Source organism: Sphingobium sp. TomMM7A (genome assembly GCF_055397305.1).
Window position 1 is genome coordinate 2,038,510 of the sequence record NZ_AP027311.1, and the last position, 21,599, is coordinate 2,060,108.

General features: G+C 62.0%; 20 protein-coding genes and 1 tRNA gene. 12 read left to right on the top strand and 9 right to left on the bottom strand.

Translation table 11 applies throughout. The annotated features are described in order from the left end of the window. Positions 1-19: 19 nt before the first annotated feature. From paoC to paoA, 3 genes are read right to left on the bottom strand one after another with little or no spacing between them, the layout of a single operon-like run. Complete coding sequence (gene paoC, locus ACZ5ZH_RS10180) at positions 20-2,236, bottom strand: aldehyde oxidoreductase molybdenum-binding subunit PaoC (protein ID WP_464771428.1); 2,217 nt, start codon at positions 2,234-2,236, stop codon at positions 20-22. Beyond that, positions 2,233-3,189, bottom strand: coding sequence for an FAD binding domain-containing protein (locus tag ACZ5ZH_RS10185; RefSeq protein ID WP_464771429.1), 957 nt, complete (start codon positions 3,187-3,189; stop codon positions 2,233-2,235). Before ACZ5ZH_RS10185 ends, paoC begins: the two co-directional genes overlap by 4 nt. After that, entirely contained in the window at positions 3,186-3,818 is a 633-nt protein-coding gene (gene paoA, locus ACZ5ZH_RS10190; RefSeq protein ID WP_464771430.1) for an aldehyde dehydrogenase iron-sulfur subunit PaoA, read from the bottom strand. The genes ACZ5ZH_RS10185 and paoA overlap by 4 nt, the downstream gene beginning before the upstream one ends. A gap of 248 nt (positions 3,819-4,066) precedes the next feature. On the opposite strand from paoA, the gene ACZ5ZH_RS10195 reads away from it, so the two are divergent. From ACZ5ZH_RS10195 to ACZ5ZH_RS10230, 8 genes are all read left to right on the top strand, one after another. Then, positions 4,067-4,141: transfer RNA gene (locus ACZ5ZH_RS10195), tRNA-Gly, on the top strand. 568 nt (positions 4,142-4,709) lie between these two features. Continuing rightward, positions 4,710-4,799, top strand: a complete 90-nt coding sequence (gene kdpF / locus ACZ5ZH_RS10200) for a K(+)-transporting ATPase subunit F (protein ID WP_449474375.1) — start codon at positions 4,710-4,712, stop codon at positions 4,797-4,799. A 15-nt stretch (positions 4,800-4,814) separates the two neighbouring features. Further along, positions 4,815-6,518, top strand: a complete 1,704-nt coding sequence (gene kdpA / locus ACZ5ZH_RS10205; protein WP_464771431.1) for a potassium-transporting ATPase subunit KdpA — start codon at positions 4,815-4,817, stop codon at positions 6,516-6,518. A 14-nt stretch (positions 6,519-6,532) separates the two neighbouring features. Further along, positions 6,533-8,563 (top strand): potassium-transporting ATPase subunit KdpB, encoded by a 2,031-nt coding sequence (gene kdpB / locus ACZ5ZH_RS10210; RefSeq protein WP_464771432.1) that lies wholly within the window; start codon positions 6,533-6,535, stop codon positions 8,561-8,563. Positions 8,564-8,574: 11 nt separating this feature from the next. Then, positions 8,575-9,165, top strand: a complete 591-nt coding sequence (kdpC, locus tag ACZ5ZH_RS10215; protein WP_464772635.1) for a potassium-transporting ATPase subunit KdpC — start codon at positions 8,575-8,577, stop codon at positions 9,163-9,165. Continuing rightward, a complete protein-coding gene (locus ACZ5ZH_RS10220) occupies positions 9,162-11,828 on the top strand; it encodes a DUF4118 domain-containing protein (RefSeq protein WP_464771433.1) in 2,667 nt (888 codons plus the stop codon). Before kdpC ends, ACZ5ZH_RS10220 begins: the two co-directional genes overlap by 4 nt. Next, on the top strand, positions 11,825-12,511 hold the full coding sequence (locus tag ACZ5ZH_RS10225) for a response regulator (protein WP_464771434.1): 687 nt from the start codon (positions 11,825-11,827) through the stop codon (positions 12,509-12,511). The genes ACZ5ZH_RS10220 and ACZ5ZH_RS10225 overlap by 4 nt, the downstream gene beginning before the upstream one ends. Before the next feature lie 718 nt (positions 12,512-13,229). Then, positions 13,230-13,439: a hypothetical protein gene (locus ACZ5ZH_RS10230; protein ID WP_464771435.1), complete on the top strand. Its 210-nt coding sequence runs from the start codon at positions 13,230-13,232 to the stop codon at positions 13,437-13,439. Between the two features lie 2 nt (positions 13,440-13,441). On the opposite strand, the gene ACZ5ZH_RS10235 is transcribed toward ACZ5ZH_RS10230, so the two are convergent. Continuing rightward, positions 13,442-14,035, bottom strand: coding sequence for a recombinase family protein (locus ACZ5ZH_RS10235; protein ID WP_464771436.1), 594 nt, complete (start codon positions 14,033-14,035; stop codon positions 13,442-13,444). A 101-nt stretch (positions 14,036-14,136) separates the two neighbouring features. On the opposite strand from ACZ5ZH_RS10235, the gene ACZ5ZH_RS10240 reads away from it, so the two are divergent. Then, positions 14,137-14,340 (top strand): hypothetical protein, encoded by a 204-nt coding sequence (locus ACZ5ZH_RS10240; protein ID WP_464771437.1) that lies wholly within the window; start codon positions 14,137-14,139, stop codon positions 14,338-14,340. A gap of 10 nt (positions 14,341-14,350) precedes the next feature. Here ACZ5ZH_RS10240 and ACZ5ZH_RS10245 read toward each other — a convergent pair whose 3' ends face one another. From ACZ5ZH_RS10245 to ACZ5ZH_RS10255, 3 genes are all read right to left on the bottom strand, one after another. After that, on the bottom strand, positions 14,351-14,686 hold the full coding sequence (locus tag ACZ5ZH_RS10245) for a hypothetical protein (RefSeq protein ID WP_464771438.1): 336 nt from the start codon (positions 14,684-14,686) through the stop codon (positions 14,351-14,353). Between the two features lie 16 nt (positions 14,687-14,702). Continuing rightward, positions 14,703-15,119, bottom strand: coding sequence for a hypothetical protein (locus tag ACZ5ZH_RS10250; protein WP_464771439.1), 417 nt, complete (start codon positions 15,117-15,119; stop codon positions 14,703-14,705). 284 nt (positions 15,120-15,403) lie between these two features. Then, a complete protein-coding gene (locus tag ACZ5ZH_RS10255) occupies positions 15,404-15,913 on the bottom strand; it encodes a hypothetical protein (RefSeq protein ID WP_464775176.1) in 510 nt (169 codons plus the stop codon). Positions 15,914-16,499: 586 nt separating this feature from the next. Here ACZ5ZH_RS10255 and ACZ5ZH_RS10260 point away from each other — a divergent pair. Continuing rightward, complete coding sequence (locus tag ACZ5ZH_RS10260) at positions 16,500-19,355, top strand: hypothetical protein (RefSeq protein ID WP_464771441.1); 2,856 nt, start codon at positions 16,500-16,502, stop codon at positions 19,353-19,355. A 70-nt stretch (positions 19,356-19,425) separates the two neighbouring features. Here ACZ5ZH_RS10260 and ACZ5ZH_RS10265 read toward each other — a convergent pair whose 3' ends face one another. Continuing rightward, positions 19,426-19,914 carry a GIY-YIG nuclease family protein gene (locus ACZ5ZH_RS10265; RefSeq protein WP_464771442.1) on the bottom strand — a complete coding sequence of 163 codons (489 nt, stop codon included), beginning with the start codon at positions 19,912-19,914 and terminating at the stop codon, positions 19,426-19,428. Positions 19,915-20,213: 299 nt separating this feature from the next. Between ACZ5ZH_RS10265 and ACZ5ZH_RS10270 the strand changes: the two genes are divergently transcribed. Beyond that, positions 20,214-20,597 (top strand): hypothetical protein, encoded by a 384-nt coding sequence (locus ACZ5ZH_RS10270; protein WP_464771443.1) that lies wholly within the window; start codon positions 20,214-20,216, stop codon positions 20,595-20,597. Then, positions 20,594-20,806, top strand: coding sequence for a hypothetical protein (locus tag ACZ5ZH_RS10275; protein WP_464771444.1), 213 nt, complete (start codon positions 20,594-20,596; stop codon positions 20,804-20,806). Before ACZ5ZH_RS10270 ends, ACZ5ZH_RS10275 begins: the two co-directional genes overlap by 4 nt. Positions 20,807-20,884: 78 nt before the next feature. Here ACZ5ZH_RS10275 and ACZ5ZH_RS10280 read toward each other — a convergent pair whose 3' ends face one another. Beyond that, complete coding sequence (locus ACZ5ZH_RS10280; protein ID WP_464775177.1) at positions 20,885-21,583, bottom strand: M48 family metallopeptidase; 699 nt, start codon at positions 21,581-21,583, stop codon at positions 20,885-20,887. Positions 21,584-21,599: the final 16 nt, after the last annotated feature.

The window sequence follows — 21,599 nt, forward strand, 5'->3', positions numbered from 1 at the left end:
CGCCGCCCGGCGTGCGGCGTCAGGCCAGCGCCGACCCTTCCCGCTCGGCCAGCAGCTTGTCGATGGTGAGCGGATAGTCGCGCAGGCGGATTCCCGTGGCGTTATAGATGGCATTGGCAACCGCTGCGCCAGCACCGCAGATGCCGAGTTCGCCCACGCCCTTGGCCTTCATCGGAGAGGATTTGTCGTCCAGTTCATCAAGGAAAAGCACATCCTGCTCGGGAATATCGGCATGCACGGGGACCACATATTCGGCCATGTCATGATTGACGAAGAACCCAAAGCGCGTGTCGACATGCAGCTCCTCCATCAATGCCGCGCCAACACCCATCGTCATGGCGCCGATGACCTGGCTGCGGGCCGATTTTGGATTGAGGATGCGGCCCGCCGCGAACGCCCCGCCCATTCGCCTGACCCGTACTTCGGCCGTGTCGATGTCTACCCCGACTTCGCAGAAATGCGCTCCGAAGGTCGCCTGCGCATAGTCTTTGGTCAATTTGCCGAAGGTGATCCGATCCTCCGCCCACAGGCCGCCCTCTTCCGCGAGACTGCCGATGGGCTGCGACTGATTGCCAAATCGCACCAGCCCGTCTTCGAAAATGACGTCGTCCGCCGGGAAGCCAGCCTTGGCGGCGAGCTTTGTCCGCAAGGCGATGCAGGCGGCATAAAGTCCTGCGGTTGCGCTGTTCGCGCCGAACTGGCCACCCGATCCGGCCGATATGGGGAAGCGACTATCGCCCAGGCGCACCGTGACCGCCTCGATCGGCACGCCGAGCATTTCCGCCGCCGTCTGCGCGAGGATGGTGTAGCTGCCGGTGCCGATGTCCGTCATGTCGGTTTCCACAATGACATGGCCGCGCCGGTCCACGCCGACCCGTGCGCCGGAGGGCGCGACGAGATTGTTGCGGAAAGCGGCGGCCACGCCCATGCCGATCAGCCAGCGGCCGTCCCGAACCTGGCCGGGCTGCGGATGACGCTTTTCCCATCCGAAGCGTTCCGCGCCCTGACGCAGGCATTCGATGAACTTGCGGCTGGAAAAGGGGCGCTGCGGTCCTGCTTCCGGATCATATTGCACATCGTTGCGGATGCGCAGCTCGACCGGGTCGATGTCGCAGGCTTCGGCCAGTTCATCCATGGCGACTTCCAGCGCCAGCAAGCCCACGGCTTCGCCCGGAGCGCGCATCGCATTGGCTTCGGGCAGGTCCAGTACCGCCAGCCGGTGCGCGGTCAGCCGATTGGCACCGCGATAAAGCAGCCGCGTCTGTTGCGCCGCGACCTCCGGACCACCGCCCGGCAAATCGCCGGACCAGACTTCATGGGCGATCGCGTCGATGACGCCATTCTTGCCCGCGCCGATGCGAATGCGCTGAATGGTCGCGGCGCGGTGGGTGGTGTTGTTGGGCACCTGCGACCGGGCGAGGGCCACCTTGACCGGCCGACCCACCATCCGTGCGCCCATAGCCGCCAGCAGTGCGTCGGCGCGCAGGAACAGCTTGGCGCCAAAGCCACCGCCGATATAGGGGGAGACGACCCGGACCTTTTCCTTCGGGATCTTCAGCGTGGCAGCCATGTCCTCGACGGTCCAGGCGACCATTTGGTTGGATGTCCACAAGGTCAGCTGATCGCCATTCCATGCCGCCGTGGTCGCATGCGGTTCCATCATTGCATGGCTTTGGTCGGGCGTCGTGTAGCTCTGGTCGATCTTTACCGCCGCGCTGGCGAAACCCGCGTCGAAATCCCCCGCGCGCGTATCGGCCGGGCCGCCGAACCCCTCTTCCGGTACGATGGTATTTTGACGTTCGACTGCGAGATCGTAACGCCCCTTTTCCGGGCTGTAGTCGATGCGCAATAGCCGGGCGGCGTCGCGGGCATTTTCGAACGTATCGGCGACGATCAACGCCACCGCCTGATCATAATGTTCGATCAGGGGTCCGCCCAGCAGATGGGCGGTGTTCCTCCCGCCCTTCGCGAGTGGCCCGGCATTTTGATGCGTGACGATAGCCAGAACGCCGGGTGCCGCTTGAGCGGCGCGCAGGTCCATGGCGTCGATCTTGCCCTTTGCGATTGCCGATCCGACAATCCAGCCATAGGCGGCATGGGGCGCGGCATCATGCCGTTCATAGGCGTAGGGCGCGGTGCCGGTGACCTTTGCCGGTCCGTCGATGCGATCATGCGCAACCCCAACTACACGGCCGCGATCGATGGGGCTTGTCGTGGCGGGCTTGTCGAACTTCATGGCCGCGCCTCCTTCTGGCGGAAGAGGGATGCCAGCGTCCTGGCGGTCAGTTGCTGCTTGAACGCGTTCTGATCGGTGGGCCGTGCGCCTGCCAACGCGGCTTCAGCAACCGCAGCCGGACCAGCCTTGGCCGCCGCATCCGCGGCCGGGACGCGCCATGGCTTGGGCGCGATGCCGCCAAAGGCGAAGCGGGCGCCGCCATCCTCGTCGAACACTGCCGCCACGGAAACAAGGGCAAAGGCGTAGGAATGGCGATCCCGCACCTTGCGATAGACATGGGTGCCGCCAATCGGCCGGGGCAGGGTTACGGACGTTATAAGTTCGCCTGGTTGCAGCGCATGTTCGACATGCGGCGTATCCCCCGGTAGCAGGTGAAAATCCGCTATGGGAATGGAACGGCGCGTCCCGTCCGGGGCCACCGTATCCACCGTCGCATCCAGCACGCGCATCGCCACGGCCATGTCGGAAGGATGCTGCGCGATGCAGGCGTCGCTGGTGCCGATGATCGCCAGACTGCGGCTGATCCCCTTCAACGCGCCGCACCCGCTGCCGGGTTTTCTTTTGTTGCAGGGCATGCGTATGTCGTAAAAATAGGGGCAGCGGGTGCGCTGGAGCAGGTTTCCGGCAGTCGTTGCCTTGTTGCGCAATTGGCCCGATGCGCCCGCAAGCAGCGCACGGCTGAGCACTGCATAGTCGCGCCGCACCATTTTGTCCGCCGCAAGTACCGTGTTGCGGACCATCGCCCCGATCCGCAAGCCGCCTTCAGCCGTCCGCTCGATCCGATCGAGGCCGAGATGATTGACGTCGATCAGATGCGAGGGCGTTTCGATCTGCAGCTTCATGAGGTCCAGCAAATTGGTGCCTCCCGCAATGAAGCGCGCGCCCTTCGTATCCGCAGCGGCTTTCACGGCATCTTCGACGCTGGCGGCTCGGCTGTAGGTGAATGGCCTCATGCCTTTTCCTCCCCGGTGACGTCACGAATGGCAGCAATGATGTTGGGATAGGCGGCGCAGCGGCAGATATTGCCGCTCATCCGCTCGCGCAATTCCGCGTCCGACGGAACCACCTGCTCCAGATCATCGGTCACGTGGCTGGGAATACCCGCCTTGATCTCGCCCAGCACGGCAACAGCGGAACAGATTTGTCCGGGCGTGCAGTAACCGCATTGATATCCGTCATGCGTGATGAAGGCCCGCTGCATCGGATGGAGCTTTTCCGGCGTGCCGAGGCCCTCGATCGTCGTGACGGTTTCGCCTTCATGCATGACGGCCAGCGTCAGGCAGCTATTGATCCGCTGCCCTTCGACAATCACCGTGCAGGCGCCACATTGCCCATGGTCGCAGCCCTTCTTGGTCCCGGTGAGGTGCAGATGCTCACGCAATGCGTCCAGCAATGTCGTGCGCGGATCGAGTTGCAGATGCACCTGACGGCCGTTCACGGTCAGCTCCACGGTAGTCATGTGTCTTCCCTCACTGGATTCAGGCACTTGTTTGGTCCCGGTTGTCGCGTCCGCCACGGCCGGAACCGCCATCGCGCCCCCGCCTTGCAACACGGCACGACGAGTCAGATCATCTGGCGCCATATCGTCCTTCCTCCTGCCGTAGCCAATACGAAGCATATTCACGGATGATCCGCCACGGTCAGAAAAGATGCGGCGTCGCCCAGATAGGGCGCGCACCTTCCGCAGCCAAGCGCAGTCCTTCTGCCCCCGCCCAAAAGTCCGCCATCGGGATAAATTTGGGCCGGGGCCAAATTCTCCCTTGCCGACCTCCCCAACCGCTGCTAGTTGCCCGCCTCACCCGCCGAGAGGGACTTCCTCCGGCCGCCAGAGCGGGCGTAGCTCAGGGGTAGAGCACAACCTTGCCAAGGTTGGGGTCGAGGGTTCGAATCCCTTCGCCCGCTCCAGATTTTCGAAGATTTTAGCAGCGTATTTCGCGGTAATACTCGGGGTTCGATGTCCCGGGATTGCTGTCAAGGATATCCGTGCGCCGGATGTGAAAGAAGCCAGCCGCAGATTCCTCCGCGAGGCGCTCCCTTCGGTATTCAGCCTTATGCCTTCCCGCCCGGCGGGGTTTTCTCCAAGTGCAAGGTTTTGACTGGCGAAGAACGCCGCCCCGGGACCTGCGCTGATCGCTTGCTTGGCCCGGTAAGCGCCTCCCGTCCCTGTGAGAACAGGACGCTACCCTATGCAAATACTATGAAGATCGCCGCTTCTCGATCTCGATAAGAAATGGCGACCGGTCATATCTGCAACCCCTCACGAATCGCCGCAGCCGGGTGGCGTGTATTTGGGGAAGATCGGACATGACCAGAACCGCAGCATTTGAGTGCCTGCCCCGCCGTTCGGCCGCGCCAGCGCCGGGGGAAGGAGCGTGATGATGCAGGACCTGCTCTGGATTGGCGCACTGGCCGGGCTGCTGGCGGCAACGCTGGCTTATGTCCGCCTGTGCGATCAGGCGTGAGGGGGGCGGGGATGACGCTTGACCTCACTCTCGCGGCGATCACGGCGATCGGCCTTCTTCTGTATCTGGTGGCGGTGCTCATTCGCCCCGAACGCTTCTGACGAGGAGCCCGGACCATGACTATCCAGGGCTGGATCCTGATATTCGCCTTCGTGGGCATCTTGCTGGCGCTGACCAAGCCGATGGGCGTCTGGCTGTTCGCCCTTTATGAAGGACGCCGGACGCCGCTTCATGCCGTGCTCGGGCCGATCGAAGCGGGCTTCTACAAGCTGTCCGGCATCAATCCCGACGAAGAGCAGAGCTGGCGCCGTTATGCGGCGCATATGCTGCTGTTCAACTTCGCGGGATTGATCTTCACCTATGCCGTGTTGCGGTTGCAGGGGGTGCTGCCACTCAACGGCCTTGGCTACGCAGGGATAGGCGCCGATGGCGCGTTCAATACCGCGATCAGCTTTACTACCAACACCAATTGGCAATGGTATGCGGGCGAGGCGGCCATGTCCAACCTCTCCCAGATGCTGGGGCTGACGCTGCACAATTTCCTGTCGGCGGCGACCGGCATCGCGCTTGCCTTCGCCTTCTTCCGCGGGTTCGCACGGCGCGAGGCAGCGAGCATCGGCAATTTCTGGGCGGACGTGACCCGTGTCACCCTCTACCTGCTGCTGCCGATCAGCCTGGTTTACGGCGTCTACTTGATCGCTTCGGGCGTGCCGCAAACCCTGGCCGCTTCGGTCAATGTGACCACGCTGGAAGGCGCGAAGCAGGTTATCGCGCTTGGCCCGGTTGCCTCCCAGGAAGCGATCAAGATGCTGGGCACGAATGGCGGCGGCTTTTTCAATGCGAATTCGGCGCACCCGTTCGAAAATCCGACCGCGCTCACCAACCTGATCCAGATTCTGTCCATATTCGTGATCGGCTTCGGCCTGACCTGGTGCTTCGGCAAGGCCGTGGGCAACACCCGGCAGGGCTGGGCGATATTGTCGGCCATGACGTTTTTGTTCCTCCTGGGCGTGGCCGTCACTTACTGGCAGGAGGCGGCGGGCAATCCCGTTCTTCACCATCTTGGTGTTGCCGGTGGCAATATGGAGGGCAAGGAAGTCCGGTTCGGCATCGCCGCCTCCGCCCTTTTCTCGGTCGTCACTACGGCGGCGAGTTGCGGCGCGGTCAACGCCATGCATGACAGTTTCACCGCGCTGGGCGGCATGATCCCCTTGTTCAACATACAGTTGGGGGAAGTCGTCATCGGCGGCGTCGGCGCGGGCATTTACGGGTTCCTGCTGTTCGCCATCCTTGCCGTGTTCGTCGCGGGGCTGATGGTCGGCAGGACACCGGAATATGTCGGCAAGAAGATCGAAGCGCGGGAGGTGAAGCTGGCGGTGCTCGCCATCGCCATCCTGCCGCTCTGCATCCTCGGCCTGACGGCGGTCAGCGCGATATTGCCTGCCGGGCTGGCCGGGCCGCTCAACAAGGGACCGCACGGATTTAGCGAAATCCTCTACGCCTATACTTCGGCCACCGGCAATAACGGGTCCGCCTTTGCCGGGCTGACGGCGAGCACGCCCTTTTACAACGCGCTGCTGGGCGTGGCGATGTGGCTGGGACGCTTCTTCGTCATCGTGCCGATGCTAGCGATCGCGGGCAGCCTCGCCGCGAAGAGGCATACGCCCGAAAGCGCCGGGTCTTTCCCCACGACCGGCGGCCTTTGGGTCGGGCTGCTCGTCGGGATCATCCTGATCGTTGGCGGTCTCACTTTCCTGCCGAGCCTCGCGCTTGGTCCCATCGCCGATCATCTCGCCATGATCCGCGGGCAACTTTTCTAAAAGGGGGGCGCCCAATGGCTCGCGCAACCAGCAAATCCCTGTTCACGGCCGAGTTGATCGCACCTGCGATCCGCGACGCCTTTTTCAAGCTTCATCCCAGGCAATTGATCCGCAACCCGGTGATGTTCGTGACGGCGAGCGTCGCTTTGCTGCTGACCATCCTGCTCGTCATCGGCACCGATACGCTGGGGGTCGGTTTCAAGCTTCAACTGGTCATATGGCTGTGGCTGACGGTGTTGTTCGGCACCTTTGCCGAAGCGGTGGCCGAAGGGCGCGGCAAGGCGCAGGCCGCGTCTCTCCGCGCCACCAAGGCGGAGCTGGTCGCCCGCCGCGAGAAGAACGGACGGGTCGAGGAGATCCCCGCCAGCCAGTTGCGCGCAGGCGACATCGTGCTGGTCACCACCGGAGACCTGATCCCCGCAGATGGTGAAGTGGTCGAGGGCGTCGCTTCCGTCAACGAATCCGCGATAACGGGGGAATCCGCGCCAGTGATCCGCGAGGCGGGCGGCGATCGCTCGGCCGTGACGGCGGGCACCCGCGTCATTTCCGACGAGATCAGGGTCAGGGTGACCGTCGATCCGGGCCAGGGCTTTCTCGACCGGATGATCGCCCTGGTCGAGGGCGCAGAGCGGCAGAAGACGCCGAACGAGATCGCGCTCACCATCCTGCTTGTCGGCCTTACCATCATATTCCTGATCGCGGTCGGCACTGTTCCGGGCTTTGCCAGCTATGCCGGCGGGGCGATCCCCGTGGCCATTCTCGCGGCGCTGCTCATCACGCTCATTCCCACCACCATCGCTGCCCTGCTGTCGGCCATCGGTATTGCGGGCATGGACAGGCTGGTGCGCTTCAATGTGCTGGCCAAGTCGGGCCGGGCGGTGGAGGCCGCTGGGGACATCGACGTGCTGCTGCTCGACAAGACCGGGACGATCACCATCGGCGACCGGCAGGCGTCCGAATTCCGGACGGTGGACGGCGCCCAGCCGGGCCAGCTGGCTGAAGCCGCCCTGCTCGCCAGCCTGGCCGACGAAACGCCGGAGGGTCGCTCCATCGTGGTACTGGCGCGCGAGAAATTCGGCGTCGGGACAGCGTCCCTGCCCGAGGACGCGGAGGTTATCTCCTTCACCGCCCAGACACGCATCTCCGGCGTCAGGGTGGGCGGAACGTTGATCCAGAAAGGAGCGGTGGACTCGATCCTGAAGGCCAATCCCGGTCTGGACGAGACCGCCGCAGCGACCGAACTGCGGCGCATCACCGACGAGATCGCCCGGGCGGGCATGACCCCGCTGGCGGTCGCGCAGGACGGTCGGCTGCTGGGCGCCATCGCGCTCAAGGACATCGTCAAGGCGGGCATCCGGGAGCGGTTCGCGGAGCTTCGCCGCATGGGCATCCGCACCGTTATGATCACGGGCGACAATCCGCTGACCGCCGCCGCCATCGCGGCCGAGGCGGGCGTGGACGACTTCCTCGCGCAGGCGACGCCAGAGGACAAGCTGGACCTTATCCGCAGGGAGCAGCAAGGGGGCAAGCTGGTGGCGATGTGCGGCGACGGCACCAACGACGCGCCCGCGCTGGCGCAGGCCGATGTCGGCGTTGCGATGAACACCGGCACGCAGGCCGCGCGCGAGGCGGGCAATATGGTGGACCTGGACAGCGATCCGACCAAGCTGATCGAGGTGGTGGGTCTGGGCAAGCAGATGCTGATGACGCGCGGGGCGCTCACCACCTTCTCCGTCGCCAATGACGTCGCCAAATATTTCGCGATCATCCCGGCGATGTTCGTCGCGCTCTATCCGGGCCTTGGCATTCTCAACGTCATGGGGCTATCCACGCCGCAAAGCGCGATCCTGTCCGCTATCATCTTCAACGCGCTCATCATCCCACTGCTTGTGCCGCTGGCGCTGAAAGGCGTGACGTACCGGCCCATGGGCGCCGGCCCGCTGCTGGCGCGCAATCTCGCGATCTACGGCCTTGGCGGGCTGGTGGCGCCGTTCATCGGCATCAAGATCATCGACATAATCGTCGGCGGCCTCGGCCTCGCATAAAGGAACATATGATGGGCAAGGACATCCTTTCTTCGCTGCGTCCGGCGATCGTCATGACGATCCTGTTCGCCATTCTGCTCGGGATCGCCTATCCTCTCGCCATGACGGGTATTGGACAAGCGATCTTCCCCCGCGCCGCCAATGGCAGCCTGATTCGCGACGACAGGGGCCAGGTGATCGGATCGACGCTGATCGGACAAGCCTTCACCGCCGACCGCTATTTCCAGACGCGTCCTTCAGCGGCGGGCAAGGGCTATGATGGCCTCGCCTCCGCTGGTTCCAACCTTGGCCCGACTTCCAAAGCACTGGCGGATCGGGTGAAGGCCGATGTGGAAAAGCGGCGCGCCGAGGGTGTTGCCGGACCGGTTCCGGCCGATCTTGTTACGACCAGCGGCTCCGGCCTAGATCCCGACCTGTCGCCTGCTTCCGCCATGGCGCAGGTGTCCCGTGTCGCCCGCGTTCGCGCGCTTGACGAACGGCTGGTGCGCGATCTCGTCAGCCGCAATGTCGAACGCCCATTGCTGGGCTTTGTGGGCGAGGCGCGCGTAAATGTGCTGGCGCTGAACCGGCAGCTTGACCAGCTTGGCGGCAGCGCGCGTTGAACGAACGGGATCGGCCTACCCCGGAAGCCTTTCTGCGCGCCGCCGCGCAGGAGGGGCGAGGCAGGCTGAAGATATTTCTGGGCGCGGCGCCCGGCGTCGGCAAGACCTATGAAATGCTGGTGCAGGGCGCGGCTCGGCAGAAGGCGGGCGTCGATGTCGTCGTCGGCGTCGTCGAGACTCATGGCCGTGTGGAAACGCAGGCGCTGACGCAGGCGCTGGAGATTCTCCCGCGCCGATCTATCGACTATCAGGGTCATGTCCTGACCGAAATGGATATCGACGGCCTGCTGGAGCGCCGACCGGCGCTGGCGCTCGTCGATGAGCTGGCCCACACCAATGCGCCGGAAAGCCGTCATCCCAAACGCTGGCAGGATGTCGAGGAACTGCTTGACGCCGGGATCGACGTCTATTCGACACTCAACATCCAGCATGTGGAGAGCCTGAACGACGTCGTCGCATCCTTCACCCGCGTGCGCGTGCGCGAAACCGTGCCCGACGGCATTCTGGAACAGGCAGAGATTGAAGTCGTCGACATTCCGCCCGCCGAACTGATCGAGCGGCTGAAGGAGGGGAAGGTCTATCTCCCGCAGGAGGCGACCCGCGCCCTTGCCCATTTCTTTTCCAAGACCAATCTGTCGGCGCTGCGCGAACTGGCACTGCGCCGGGCCGCGCAGGCTGTCGATACGCAGATGCTGGAGGATCTTCGGGCTCAGGCGCTCGGCGGCACCTGGGCAGGCAGCGAGCGCATATTGGTTGCCGTCAGCGAACTGCCCGGCGCCGAGACGTTGGTGCGCGCCGCCAAGCGCATATCCGACGCCGCCCGCGCGCCTTGGAGCGCGGTCCATATCGAAACGCCCCGGGCGCAATATTTCGGCGAAGCGGAAATGCGCCGGATTGCCTCTGCGCTCAACCTGGCATCCAGTCTGGGCGCGACGGTCGCCACGGTGCCCGCCTCCACGGTGTTCGAGGGCCTGAAAAGCTACGCCGATGAGGCGCGCGCGACCCAGCTGGTCGTCGGCAAATCCATTCGATCGCGCTGGTTCGAGTTCCGGCACGGCTCGATCGTCGATCGGCTGGTGCGGGAAACGCCGGGCGTGGCGGTCCACGTCCTGCCGCTGGATGAAAGCGCCCCGGCCAGCCCTGCGCGCGCACGCCCATTGAACCATTGGGGCAAGCCTGCGGGATATCTCTGGACCGCGCTGCTGGTCGCTGGCGTGACAGCCCTTGGATCGGCCCTTTTCCACATCCTCAACCTGGGTAATGTCGGCCTGCTCTATCTGCTGCCGGTCATGGTCGCCGCCAGCCTGTTCGGCCTGCGCACCGGGCTATTTGCCGGGATCGTGTCCAGCCTTGCCTATAATTTCTTCTTCCTGCCACCCACCGGCACGCTGACGATCAGCAATCCGGAAAATGTCATTTCCATCTTCGTCCTGCTGGGCGTGGCGATCGTGACCAGCCAGTTGACCTCGCGCGTTCGATCGCAGGCGGACCTCGCCGCTTCCAGCGCGCGGACCAACGCCGCGCTCGCTGGCTATCTGCGGCAACTGACGGCGCTCGGCGACCGGGAAGAAGTAGGGCGAACCGCCTGCCAGGAAATCGGCCGCCTGCTCAAACTCCGCGTCCTGATCCTGGAACGCCATCGAACGGGCTTGGTCGTCCAGGCGGCGAGTGAACCGGGCATCAATGTGGAAACGATGGAACTGGCCGCCGCGCAGTGGGTGCTGGACACCGGCCAACCCGCCGGGCGTGGCACGGGCAGCCTTGCGGCATCGGACTGGCAGTTTCAGCCGCTGCGCGCGGGAGAGCATATTCTGGCGGTCATGGGTCTGGCGCGCGACGACGGCAGCGATCCTATCCGTTCGGACCAACTTCCGCTGCTCACCAGCCTGCTGGACCAGACCTCGCTCGCGCTCGAACGGCTGCGCCTGGAAAGCGAGATGCGCGATGTCGACAAGGTGCGCGAACGCGATCGGCTCCGCGCCGCGCTGCTATCCTCCGTCAGCCATGACCTGCGCACACCGCTAACGGCAATCCTGGGCGCGGCGGCCGAATTGCGCCAGCGCAACGGCGATCCCCTGCTCGACACGATCGAGAGCGAGGCCGTGCGGCTCAATCGCTTCGTGGCGAACCTGCTCGACATGGCGCGGGTAGAGGCGGGAGCGCTGCGCCTGCATATCGAGCCGGTCGACCTGACCGACGCCGTGGGCGGGGCAGTCCATGACACGCGCCGATCGCTGGAGGGGCATCCGATCCAGCTTGACGTCCCACCTGACCTGCCGCTCGTCAATGTCGATGCCCAGCTTTTCCACCATTGCCTGCTCAATCTGCTCGACAATGCCGGGCGCTATGGCGACCCCGGCACAGCGATCACGATCCGCGCCGAGCTCTCCGGCCGCGAACTCATCCTGTCGGTGCTGGACGAAGGGCCGGGACTTCCCACCGGACAGGAGAAGGAGGTATTCGAGACGTTCAAGCGGCTGGAGGGGTCCGATCGGTCGGTCAGCGGCACCGGTCTTGGCCTCGCCATCGTGAAGGGTTTCGCCGAGGCGATGGGCATGAATGTGGATGCGGGCAATCGGCCAGATGGCAAAGGCGCTCGGTTTAGCCTGCATTTCCCTGAATCCCTCCTCACCCGCGCTACGGAGCAGGACCAGCATATATGAGCAGCCAGCGGATTCTCGTCGTAGACGATGAGGTGCATATCCGGCGTCTGTTGCACGGTACGTTGACGCGGGCGGGGTATGACGTCGCCGAAGCAGTGAACGCGGCACAAGCGCTGGACGAGGCCCGGCGGACAAAGCCCGATGCCATCCTCCTCGACCTGGGCTTGCCCGATCGCGATGGTCTGGAGATCGTCCAGTTGCTCAAGGCGGCGGTGGCCGCGCCCATCATCGTCGTGTCTGCCCGCGAAGCGACCGAGCAAAAGGTCGCCGCACTCGATCTGGGCGCGCATGACTATGTCACCAAGCCCTTCGATAGCGAGGAAGTGCTCGCGCGCCTTCGTGCCGCGCTGCGCGAGCGTGTGGCGGCGCAGGGGGCCGCGCCCGTCGTCCAGTCCGGCCCCGTGGAAATCGACCTCGCCAATCGGCGCATCCTGCGTGACGGCGAGGAAGTGCATCTGACCCGCAAGGAGTTTGAGGTCCTCACCCAGTTGGCAATGCACCCCGGCCGCGTCGTAACGCATCAGCGAATTCTGGCAGCCGCCTGGCCGCACGATCATGATCGCCGGATCGACTATCTGCGAATCGTCGTGCGCAATTTGAGGCAGAAGCTGGAAAAGGACCCCGCGCGACCGTCCATGATCGTCAATGAACTTGGCATCGGCTATCGACTGATGGCGGATTAGAGCGCGCTGCGTTAAATCGGACGCAAGGCGCGCACTCTAGTTATTTGTTGTCGCATCGTTTTTGCGCAAAACCGGTTCCCACTTTTGCGCACGATGCTCTAGGCCCGCCCCGCCTCCGCCCTGCAAATGCTATGATAATACTATGGCGATCGGAGATCCGGCCGCTCGAAAGCATATGCGCCCATCCGTAAGTCTCATGCCGCCACGATGGAGGGCGACATGCAGGCCAGGAAAACAAGCTTACAACAGGATATGGCCTGCGACTGGCCGGAATTTCCCTGATTGGCGCGAGCTGGTTCGGCGTCAGGCTTCTGTCCCGGGTGGTGAATCTTCCGCCGGAACATGAGGCGACCATGGCAGAAATGGGTGTGGCGGCGGCGAGCTTCCTCGGCGCAACGAGCGGGGTCGCATTGTCGGTGATCGGGGCGCATATCTTCGACCCCGTTCCACTATCGGCTCTCTGGGTCAGCGCTCCGGATCATCATGTAAAGAATGAGCGACGGCGCGCCGCGCTTTTCCCGTCCCGCTCGACGCGGAGACGTACCGATGGCGTCATCTCATCCAAAACTACTTCTGCAAACTCACAGAGTTCACACGCGTCACCATAATTCCGGGCAATTCGCGAGAATAAATCTTTATTTTCAGTGAGTTAGTGGTGCCGGGGACGGCATCGAACCGGCTCCACTATGTCGCGGCTGTGCTATAATCTGGCTGGATCATGCGCGGAGGCTCCGAGATCGTGATTGAGCATGAGGAACGGTTCGGTAATGGGCATGACGATGATTGCCCGATCTGCCGAGGTGAGATGTCGGACGAGTTCGTCGCCATGATCCAGCAGGCGGCGGCGCAGCCGGGACCCTCGATGACCGCCGAGGAGTTCATCGCGCGGCTGCGTGACATCGACGCCAGATCGCCTCACCCCGATTGAGATCAGGCCGATTGGGCGGTCATCTGCTGCTTCAGCCGGTGGACGGTGCCGACGCCAACCTTGAGCTTCTTTGCCGTGGCATTGATGCTCACGCCCTTCATGAGCGAGCGCCTGATCTTCTCGGCCTTGTCCGGGTCGAGGCGGGGGCGGCCACCTTTCTTGCTGCTGCGGGCCAGACCGGCCCTCACCCTTTCGGAGATCATGGCCCGCTCGAACTCGGCGAAGACGCCCAACATCTGGAACATGGCCTTGCCCGAAGGCGTGGAGGTGTCGAGGGCTTGGACATGGAGATAGAGATCGACGCCGCGGGCATCGAGATCGCCCAGCATGGTGATGAGATGTTGGAGGGACCGTCCCAGACGGCAGACCGACCATGCCGCCAGCATGTCGAACTCGCGCCGGGCGATCCCTTTCAACATCGCGTCGAGGCCGGGGCGCTTCTCGCGTCCGCGTGCGCCGCTGATCCCCTGATCGGTGAAGTGGGCGACGATCTCCCAGCCCATGCGCTCGGCCATCAGGTGGAGATCGCGAAGCTGGTTTTCGGTGGTCTGGGAGTCCTGAGAGACACGGGTATAAAGGGCTACGCGCTTGGTCATTCCAGAACCCTCTCACAGTTCTGGAATGCGTCAAGTAGTTCTTTTAGTTCGATTATTTCTCATTTCCGTGAGAGCGTCGAGTCTCACTGAGGGAGGCATCTATGTCGAAGACGGCGATCAAGAACGCGATCAACCACACCATCGGCTACATCGAAGACCTCGGCGGCGGGAAGCAGAAGGCGCTCGACGCCAGCTACCACACGCTGGGCTATTATGATCCCACCACCAACAGCACCAAGGACGCCACGCACCGGACCATCGCCAAGGGCAATGTCCTGTCCGGGCTGATCTACGATCGGCGATAGGCGCGGGCGATCAGATTGCCAGCCTACATAAGGTCTCATCGATGGCGCTGAGCGGCAGGCGCTCAATGAGGGCGCACTTATCTTCCCGGTCGATGGGAAGCCATCGCAGGCAGGCAGGGTGATCGCCGACGATGGCGATGTAGGCGGGTGATCCGTGTTCCCCGGCATACCAGTGGGGGATGATCAGCATGAGGCCGAAGTCGGCGGTGGCGGCTTCGAAGCAGGCGTGCTCCTCGATCCGTTCGACCGAACATCTGACGCCATCGATGTCGAAGCTCTGCTCGTCGCCGGTCAGCATGAGATCGATGAGGCCGAGACATTCAGTGAGGGGGATCGGCGTGGGCATACCGATATTTAGGACGCTACTCGCCGATCTTCGACGCTGACGCGAAGTGGAGGCTGAGGAGAGTGCCGCTCCCATGATGAGGCGGCTCGAACCGGACCTCAATATGGGTAGCACCGGCAGCGATCATCTGCGGCAGCGCCCAGAAGGCATCGGCAGGAAGATAAGCCATCAGGGAGCAGCCACTCTTGCGCAGGTTCACCAGCATTAGGAACGGATTGTTGGTGACCGGGGTTCGCTCATCTCGTGAGAAGGATCGTTCGCAGACCAGAGATATATCGATCTGTCGGTCGAGGTGCTGCTTCAACCGGAGGCTGATCTGCTCGATGCGCCCCACGATGTCGAGGGTGGCCTCGTCCCCCATCGGGCGGTCACGCTCGGCATCCTCTGAGATGTAGTAGCTCTGCTCAACCGCCTCGATCTTGGCGATCAGCATGCTGGGCTCGGGTCGAGGCGGTTTCTTTCGGGGCATGACCTGTCAGGCAGCGCCCCTCACTTGCGAGGCTTACCGGCATCGCTGCGCTTCGTTCGCCAACGCCCGTCATCGTTCCTAGAGCGGGTTTGCCCAGCAGTGGGGCCAGTCTTGACCTTCGGACCGTCATTTTTCCGGTCATTCCCATTGTTATCGAACAATCCCATGGCCGACACCTCCTTGTCTGTCCAAGGTAGGAAAGCGGTCAGCCTCGACAACACAGGGCAGGTGGTCAGGTTACCTGACGCTCAACCGGACGAAGGCTTCAAGTCGGCGTCGGGCAAGAGCTTAGCCCTCCAGACGCGATGAAGAGATTCACGGTCGGCTCGCAGCCCCTGCTGTTTTTCCACCCATGCTTCGAGGTGGGTCTTCTTCTTCGCAGCCATTGCCACCTTCTGGCGGCGAACCTTGTTGAGATAGGCCTCAGCCTTTGCCGCTCGTCGCCCCTCTACTCGGGCGGCAGCCCAAGCCTTGGCCAGCTTCTCCTCAGGGGTGAGCGGCTTCTTATCGATCTGCTTCGGCTTCACCTTGACCGCCGTTGGCTTCTTTACCGGCTGAGCCTTCTTTGCCGACGATTTCTTTCGCCGACGGGACTGATGCCCAAGAGCCCCACGCCTCGCCAATTCTCTCTTTTCCTCAGGCGTGAGGTCCCGGATGACGGTGATCACCCGGTCAGGTTCGACAAAATCTCGATACTGCTGAGCCCGCGCAGGGTCGGGTTGGTAGAGTCCGCCATTTGCCCAATCCAGTCGCGACATCACCATCCCCCTTGACGCCGAACCATCATTACGCAGCCGGTTCCAAAATCAACTGAATTGCGAACGATTTCCAGAACTCGTCCTCGCCCCGGTTTTGGAACACGAGTTTCGCCAGTCTGAGGTCGCAGGGTTCCACCATGATTTTGGAAAGGGGGAACGGCGACCACATCCTTCTCCGAGCCGGTGATGGCGTTGGCATGCCGGGGCATGCCGCCGACGACTTGATGTCGGGAGGGCTCCCGCTGAGCGGGAGCCCTCCCGACATCTGCGCCGAAAATGGAAATCGAAGAAAGTCGTCCCGTTGGCGTGATGCGAGGGGGATGTAGGTTTGCCCTATCCGGGAAAACCCACCCATAAGAACAGAACCCCTATATATATAAGGAACTAGCCTTATGGGCGGGTTTTCCTACACAAGCCTACGAATACATCCATTCGCATCACGCAGAACACGGATATTGCGAGAGTTGAATCTTCGGGAGTATAAATACTTCTGGCGGGAGACTCTTGAAGTCATGCCCAAGAGATAACGGTTGTAAACACCCTCAACTCTTCTCCCGTCATGCAATAAATGGGTGTAGGGTGGAACATGAATAACTTTCTAACATACGCCAACGCCGTATTGGGCCCGAAAGAGGCCCGCCAATTTCAAATCGCAATCGAGCAGCCCATGGGGGAATTTCACAAGCGGGTCATCGCCCCGCAGTTCTTCCAGCCATCCCAGAACCTCTATCTCGCCGTCGCGCTGGACAAGTTCGTCGCGGGCAAGAACCATTACCTCGCCCAGACCATGCTCCAGTCCCCCGATGCGTGGCACGCGCTGACCTATTTCACCAACCCACTTTCGATCCCGCCATCCCCGGTCATCTTGGACGGTGAAGAAAAATGGATCGCCCCCAAGGACCGGGTCGTTTGGGGGCAGTATCAGGTCATGACCTACGAGTTTGACCAAACCGATCTCGCCTTCTTCAAGCGGCAAATGGCATGGTGCCGCAGCCGCGACGGAAAGCTTCTGAACTGCGACATGGGGCGGCTATACAAGGCGTGCTCAGCTTGGATCGACTTCGAAGGGATCACGGTCAACTACTCGGGCAACAAAGGCTTCCACATCCACATCGTGTTCAGCACGGGACACGCGAAGGCTATGGGCATTGAGCAGCACATTCGCGAGGGCCTCGACAAACACTGGCACCGCCTGCTCGACACGGTGATGGATACGCTCAAGCCGAGCGTGAATCCCGATTTGTCTATGTGGCAGGCGGACAAATATCGCCGAATCCCGAACGGTGTGCGGCTACTCGATGCACCGAACCTCCTCGACATCCCTGCGGATGAATATGTCCCGCAGGTCACGATCTGGGAGAAGTTTCGCGATAGGAAGGCCAAGGGCGCAACCGCAATGTTCTTCGACCCCATGCAGTTCGTGCCACGGGCGATTGCGCGCGATGGTCGCTCTGGCAATTCCTTGACCTTCCTCCCCACCGGGGAGGAACTGGATTTCTGCCGGAACAAGATGCGGGCGATCTTCAACGAAGATAACTACCCCGCATTTCACGACTTCATGGAAAACGCAGGGTGCATCCGCGCTCACTTTACCAATCATGCCGGGGATCGGCACCCCGCCTCATACATGGACGCCGACTACCGCACCGTGAATATCAACGGATCGAATCCGCTCGGGCTCACCCCGTCCTCAGCACCTCGGCTTCCGAAGCCGCTGAGTGAGATGGTGTCGGAATGGACCGAGGAGTCTCGAGCGATCAACACCCGCCACCGCTCCCCGGTCGAGCAAGAGTTTGCGATGGCTGTAGTGGATGATGTTTCCGCGCGCGGCGAAATGGCGAAGCTCTTAATCAAGGTGATCCGGGACGAGCGCCTTGCCCTGATCTGCGCGCCCGAGGGTATCAGCAAAACCACTGGCCTTTTCGACAATCATGCGCGCATCGCGCCGTGGCTGAATGCGCAAGAGGCAGGAACGGTGATGTATGCATTCGCCGATTACAAATCGGCCAATGATAAGGCCAAGGAGTTCAACGGCCGCCAACAAGATGGGCGCTACCGCGCGGTGGTGCTCGACAGCTTCGACAGAGCCTATGAGAAGGCGTGTGCGGAACTTGGCGTTGGGAAGTTGAACACGACCCAAACCCCGGCAAGCCAATCCGCGTCTCTCTGGGATGCTATAGCCGCGCTTCAGCCTGAGGTCGTGGGGGTGTTCCGCAGGCGGCACGCCGAAATCTGGGGGGAAGTTGGCGAGGCGACGCCGGTATTCTTCGTGGTCCATGCGGTGGCGCACAATTGGCGGCTGTCCTCGAAGTCTCGGCAAATGTGGGCTCCGTCGTTCTGGAAGCTCCAAGGTCAGGACGAGCATGCTGCCGTCTGCCGCGAGGAAACGAAAATCAGCCTGTTCGTCCACGATGAGGTCAGGGCGGATAATCTCGTCGCCGCATACCCGGCACCGAAGGTCGATTGGGTGGCGGCGATGATTGCCAGCAACCCGAAGGTTTGGCGGAATGGCGCGCCGGAACATGCTCGTCGCGCCGCCTTCGCGCATTACCTCAAGCAGCGCTCGTGCTCTCGATTCATCACCTTCGAAGAGGCACAGGATATTGCAGCATTCTCCGGCTACCAGTGGGATCGCGTGATCACTCGCGACAGCGGAGAGTATGGCGATCTGGAAGCCGCCTACGCCGAGGCCATCGGCAAGGAGTGGCGGGTCATCGAGCGTCCGTGGCCGGTTGAAACAGCCGCCAAGACCATCGTCCTGACCACGGAAACCGTCCCCGTCGAAGTGGCGCGCCGGAGTTCGCATGAGTGGTCCATTTACGACCTCGACACTCCCCGGATCAGGCGTGATACAGTTGAGGTCCACGCTCAAAGAGGCGTCAAGGGCGAGAACCTACCCGATCTGTGCCGGGAGTGGCAGAAGGATCACCCTGATTTCTGGATCGTATCCAACAAGGTGGCCGACCTCCCCGACACGATGACCCATGCCGCTGCTCGGGGTTCCAACAATCTGATCGGCAAAGATGTCATGCAGACCATGACATTTATCACCCCGGACGAGTTTGAGAAGCTGGAGGCGTTGAACGCTTGGACGGGGTTGGATTGTCTGGTTCGGCATCGCCACATCGACGAGTTCAATCAGACAGCAGGCCGAAACCTTGGCTTCCGCAAGCGCGATGAGGTTCGCCACATTCTCGTGGCCAATCAGCGCCTGTTTGGTTTGCTGGCCGGTGCCCCTAAGGCGCGGCCCCGATATGGGATGCAGGTCATCCTTACCGAACATCAGCATGTAAAGGGGCGGAAGGAGCAGGCCGCCTCATCGCAGCCGGGGGCGCAAATTACGCTGGTGAGAATGAGAAAGAAGATGGCTCTTGAACGCGAGGCGATGCAGGACCAGCCGTTGCTCGACGACGGGGACGAACTTATGGCGAAGGCGGCGTGAGCACGAAGTGGTGCCATGCCAAGGTTCCGCCAAGGCCCCGTTTGGGGCACTCGTAGGGGCCGCAGAGGGGTCAGCCGCCCAATCGGTGCGGATCATTTGCGAAGGGCGGCTTGCCGTATTCCGCTCGGAAATCAGACAGCATCTGAGCCTCGACGGACAGCGGATTTAACCCCGGCGTCAGCTTCCAAGCCACCTGTAAATCCGAGCAGTTTTCCAACTGCCAAATTAAGCGACCACCCCAATGGCCGATAGGATGTCCGCCGCCGAATTTCGCAAACTCCCGTAGGCGACGGCGGAGATTATCCGCTTTGCCGATATAGACGGTCTCCGCACCCTTTACCCAGTTCGCAGATAGAGCTTCCATCGGCACTGTCGGGTCCTTGCCCTTGAACCAGCCGCCACAGCTTTTTGCGCTGAATCTGGGATCACCACGAGACGTGAGAGTTACCACGTAGACCCCGCCGCCTTGCGGACATGGGTCCGTTTCCAGCAGCCGATCAAAAGGCAGCCAGCCCTCGAAACCAGCGGCAGACAGTGCTGAAAGAGAGAACTTGGTCATCGACACTCATTTCGCCATAGTAAGGATCGGTGAGTCAATGAAATTGAGGGGAAGCATGCGCAGTCCGGGTTCTGTCAGTTCGTTGGAAGACCTTGGCCGGGTGCGGCTTTCAGAAAATTTCTTCATGCGCGATTTCCTTTATTCTGAGATCGCCAATTTCTAGGGAATCCCAAACATCCCGGATGATCCTGCCCTCGCCGTAACGGTCGGCACGCGGCTGTGCGAGGAACTACTTGAGCCGATATGGGCCAAGCTTGGCCGCATCTCGATCCAATCCGCCTTTCGCTCCTGCGCCGTGAATGAGCGGGGGCAAGGAACACAACTGGGCATCAAACGAGTCGAATTATGCCGCACATATCTGGGATCGCCGCGACGCCGATAATCTGATGGGGGCGACCGCCTGCATCGTCGTGAATCGCTTGCTGCCCTATTATGAGCGGACCAAGCATTGGCAAGCGCTGGCTTGGTGGATTCACGACCATCTGCCCGGCTATGATCGGTTGACCTTCTTCCCCAAATTAGCAGCATTCAACATCCGATGGCATGAGCAGCCCCGGCGCTGTATCTATAGCCAAGTCCCGCCGGACAGGGGCTGGCTGACCAAACCCGGTATGGGCAATCATGAGGGACAGCACGCCGACGAGTATCAGGCGTGGATCAAAGAAGCGGGGGTTGGGCAGTGAACATCGATAAGATTATTTCCTCCTTGCCCAGCATGTCGTCTGCCGAGCGCGAGAAACTCCGAGCGAACGCACGCAAGATGGTCGATTCCGGTTCGGCTGACCAGAAACTGGCAGCAACCAATGTGATGGAGACCCTAGATGGACTGGAAAGTGCCGAGCATCAGGATTTAGTGGATCGGCTGAATGGGATGTCCCAGAGGGTGACCTGAGTTACCACGATCAGTCCAATGAAGCCCACAATCGCGCCAAGACCATCCTGCCAAGCTTTGATCTCTTCAAGCATCCCCTCAGTGATCCCACTTTTCCGGGCCCAGTGGCTCCTTGTTCAACTCGGCTCGGATCACACGCCAGCGGGGCATGTGACGATCGAGCAGCGCGATGAAGCGATCGCCGTGGGAGCGTTCGATTAGGTGGGCGACTTCGTGGCAAATGAGATAGTCGATGCAAGCCGGTGGCTTTTTCACTAGTTCGAGATTGAGCCAGATGCGGCGAGCCGCAGCGCTGCAAGAGCCCCATTTGGTTCGCATCCGTTTGATTCCAAACTCAGGGGTGGGTACGTTGAGAACCTGTGCCCAATGATCAACGAGGGGCTGGCTTCGCTGGCGAAGCTCTTGCCGCTGCCAGCGTTGGAACATCCGTTCGCGAAAATCTCTGTCGCTTCCCGGTGGAACCGAGAGTTCGAGGCGATCCCCGGCGATCTTGACCTGCGATGGCCCCTTTCGATTCACCACCCGCAGGCGATAGGCTGTGCCCAAGTGGAAATGGGTTTCGCCAGAGACATAAGCCCGTTTGCTCTGGCGGGCCTGCGCGGCAAACTTTGCCTGCTGCCGCTTGATCCATCCCATCCGGGTGATAATCGCGAGCCTGATCGCCTCATCGCTCACGCTTGGCGGTGCAGCGACCCGGACGCGGCCATGAGGAGGGTAAACGCCGAGGTGCAGATTTTTGATCTGCTTGCGGACGACTTCGACATGAATGTCCCCCACCGACAGGCGGCGGTGC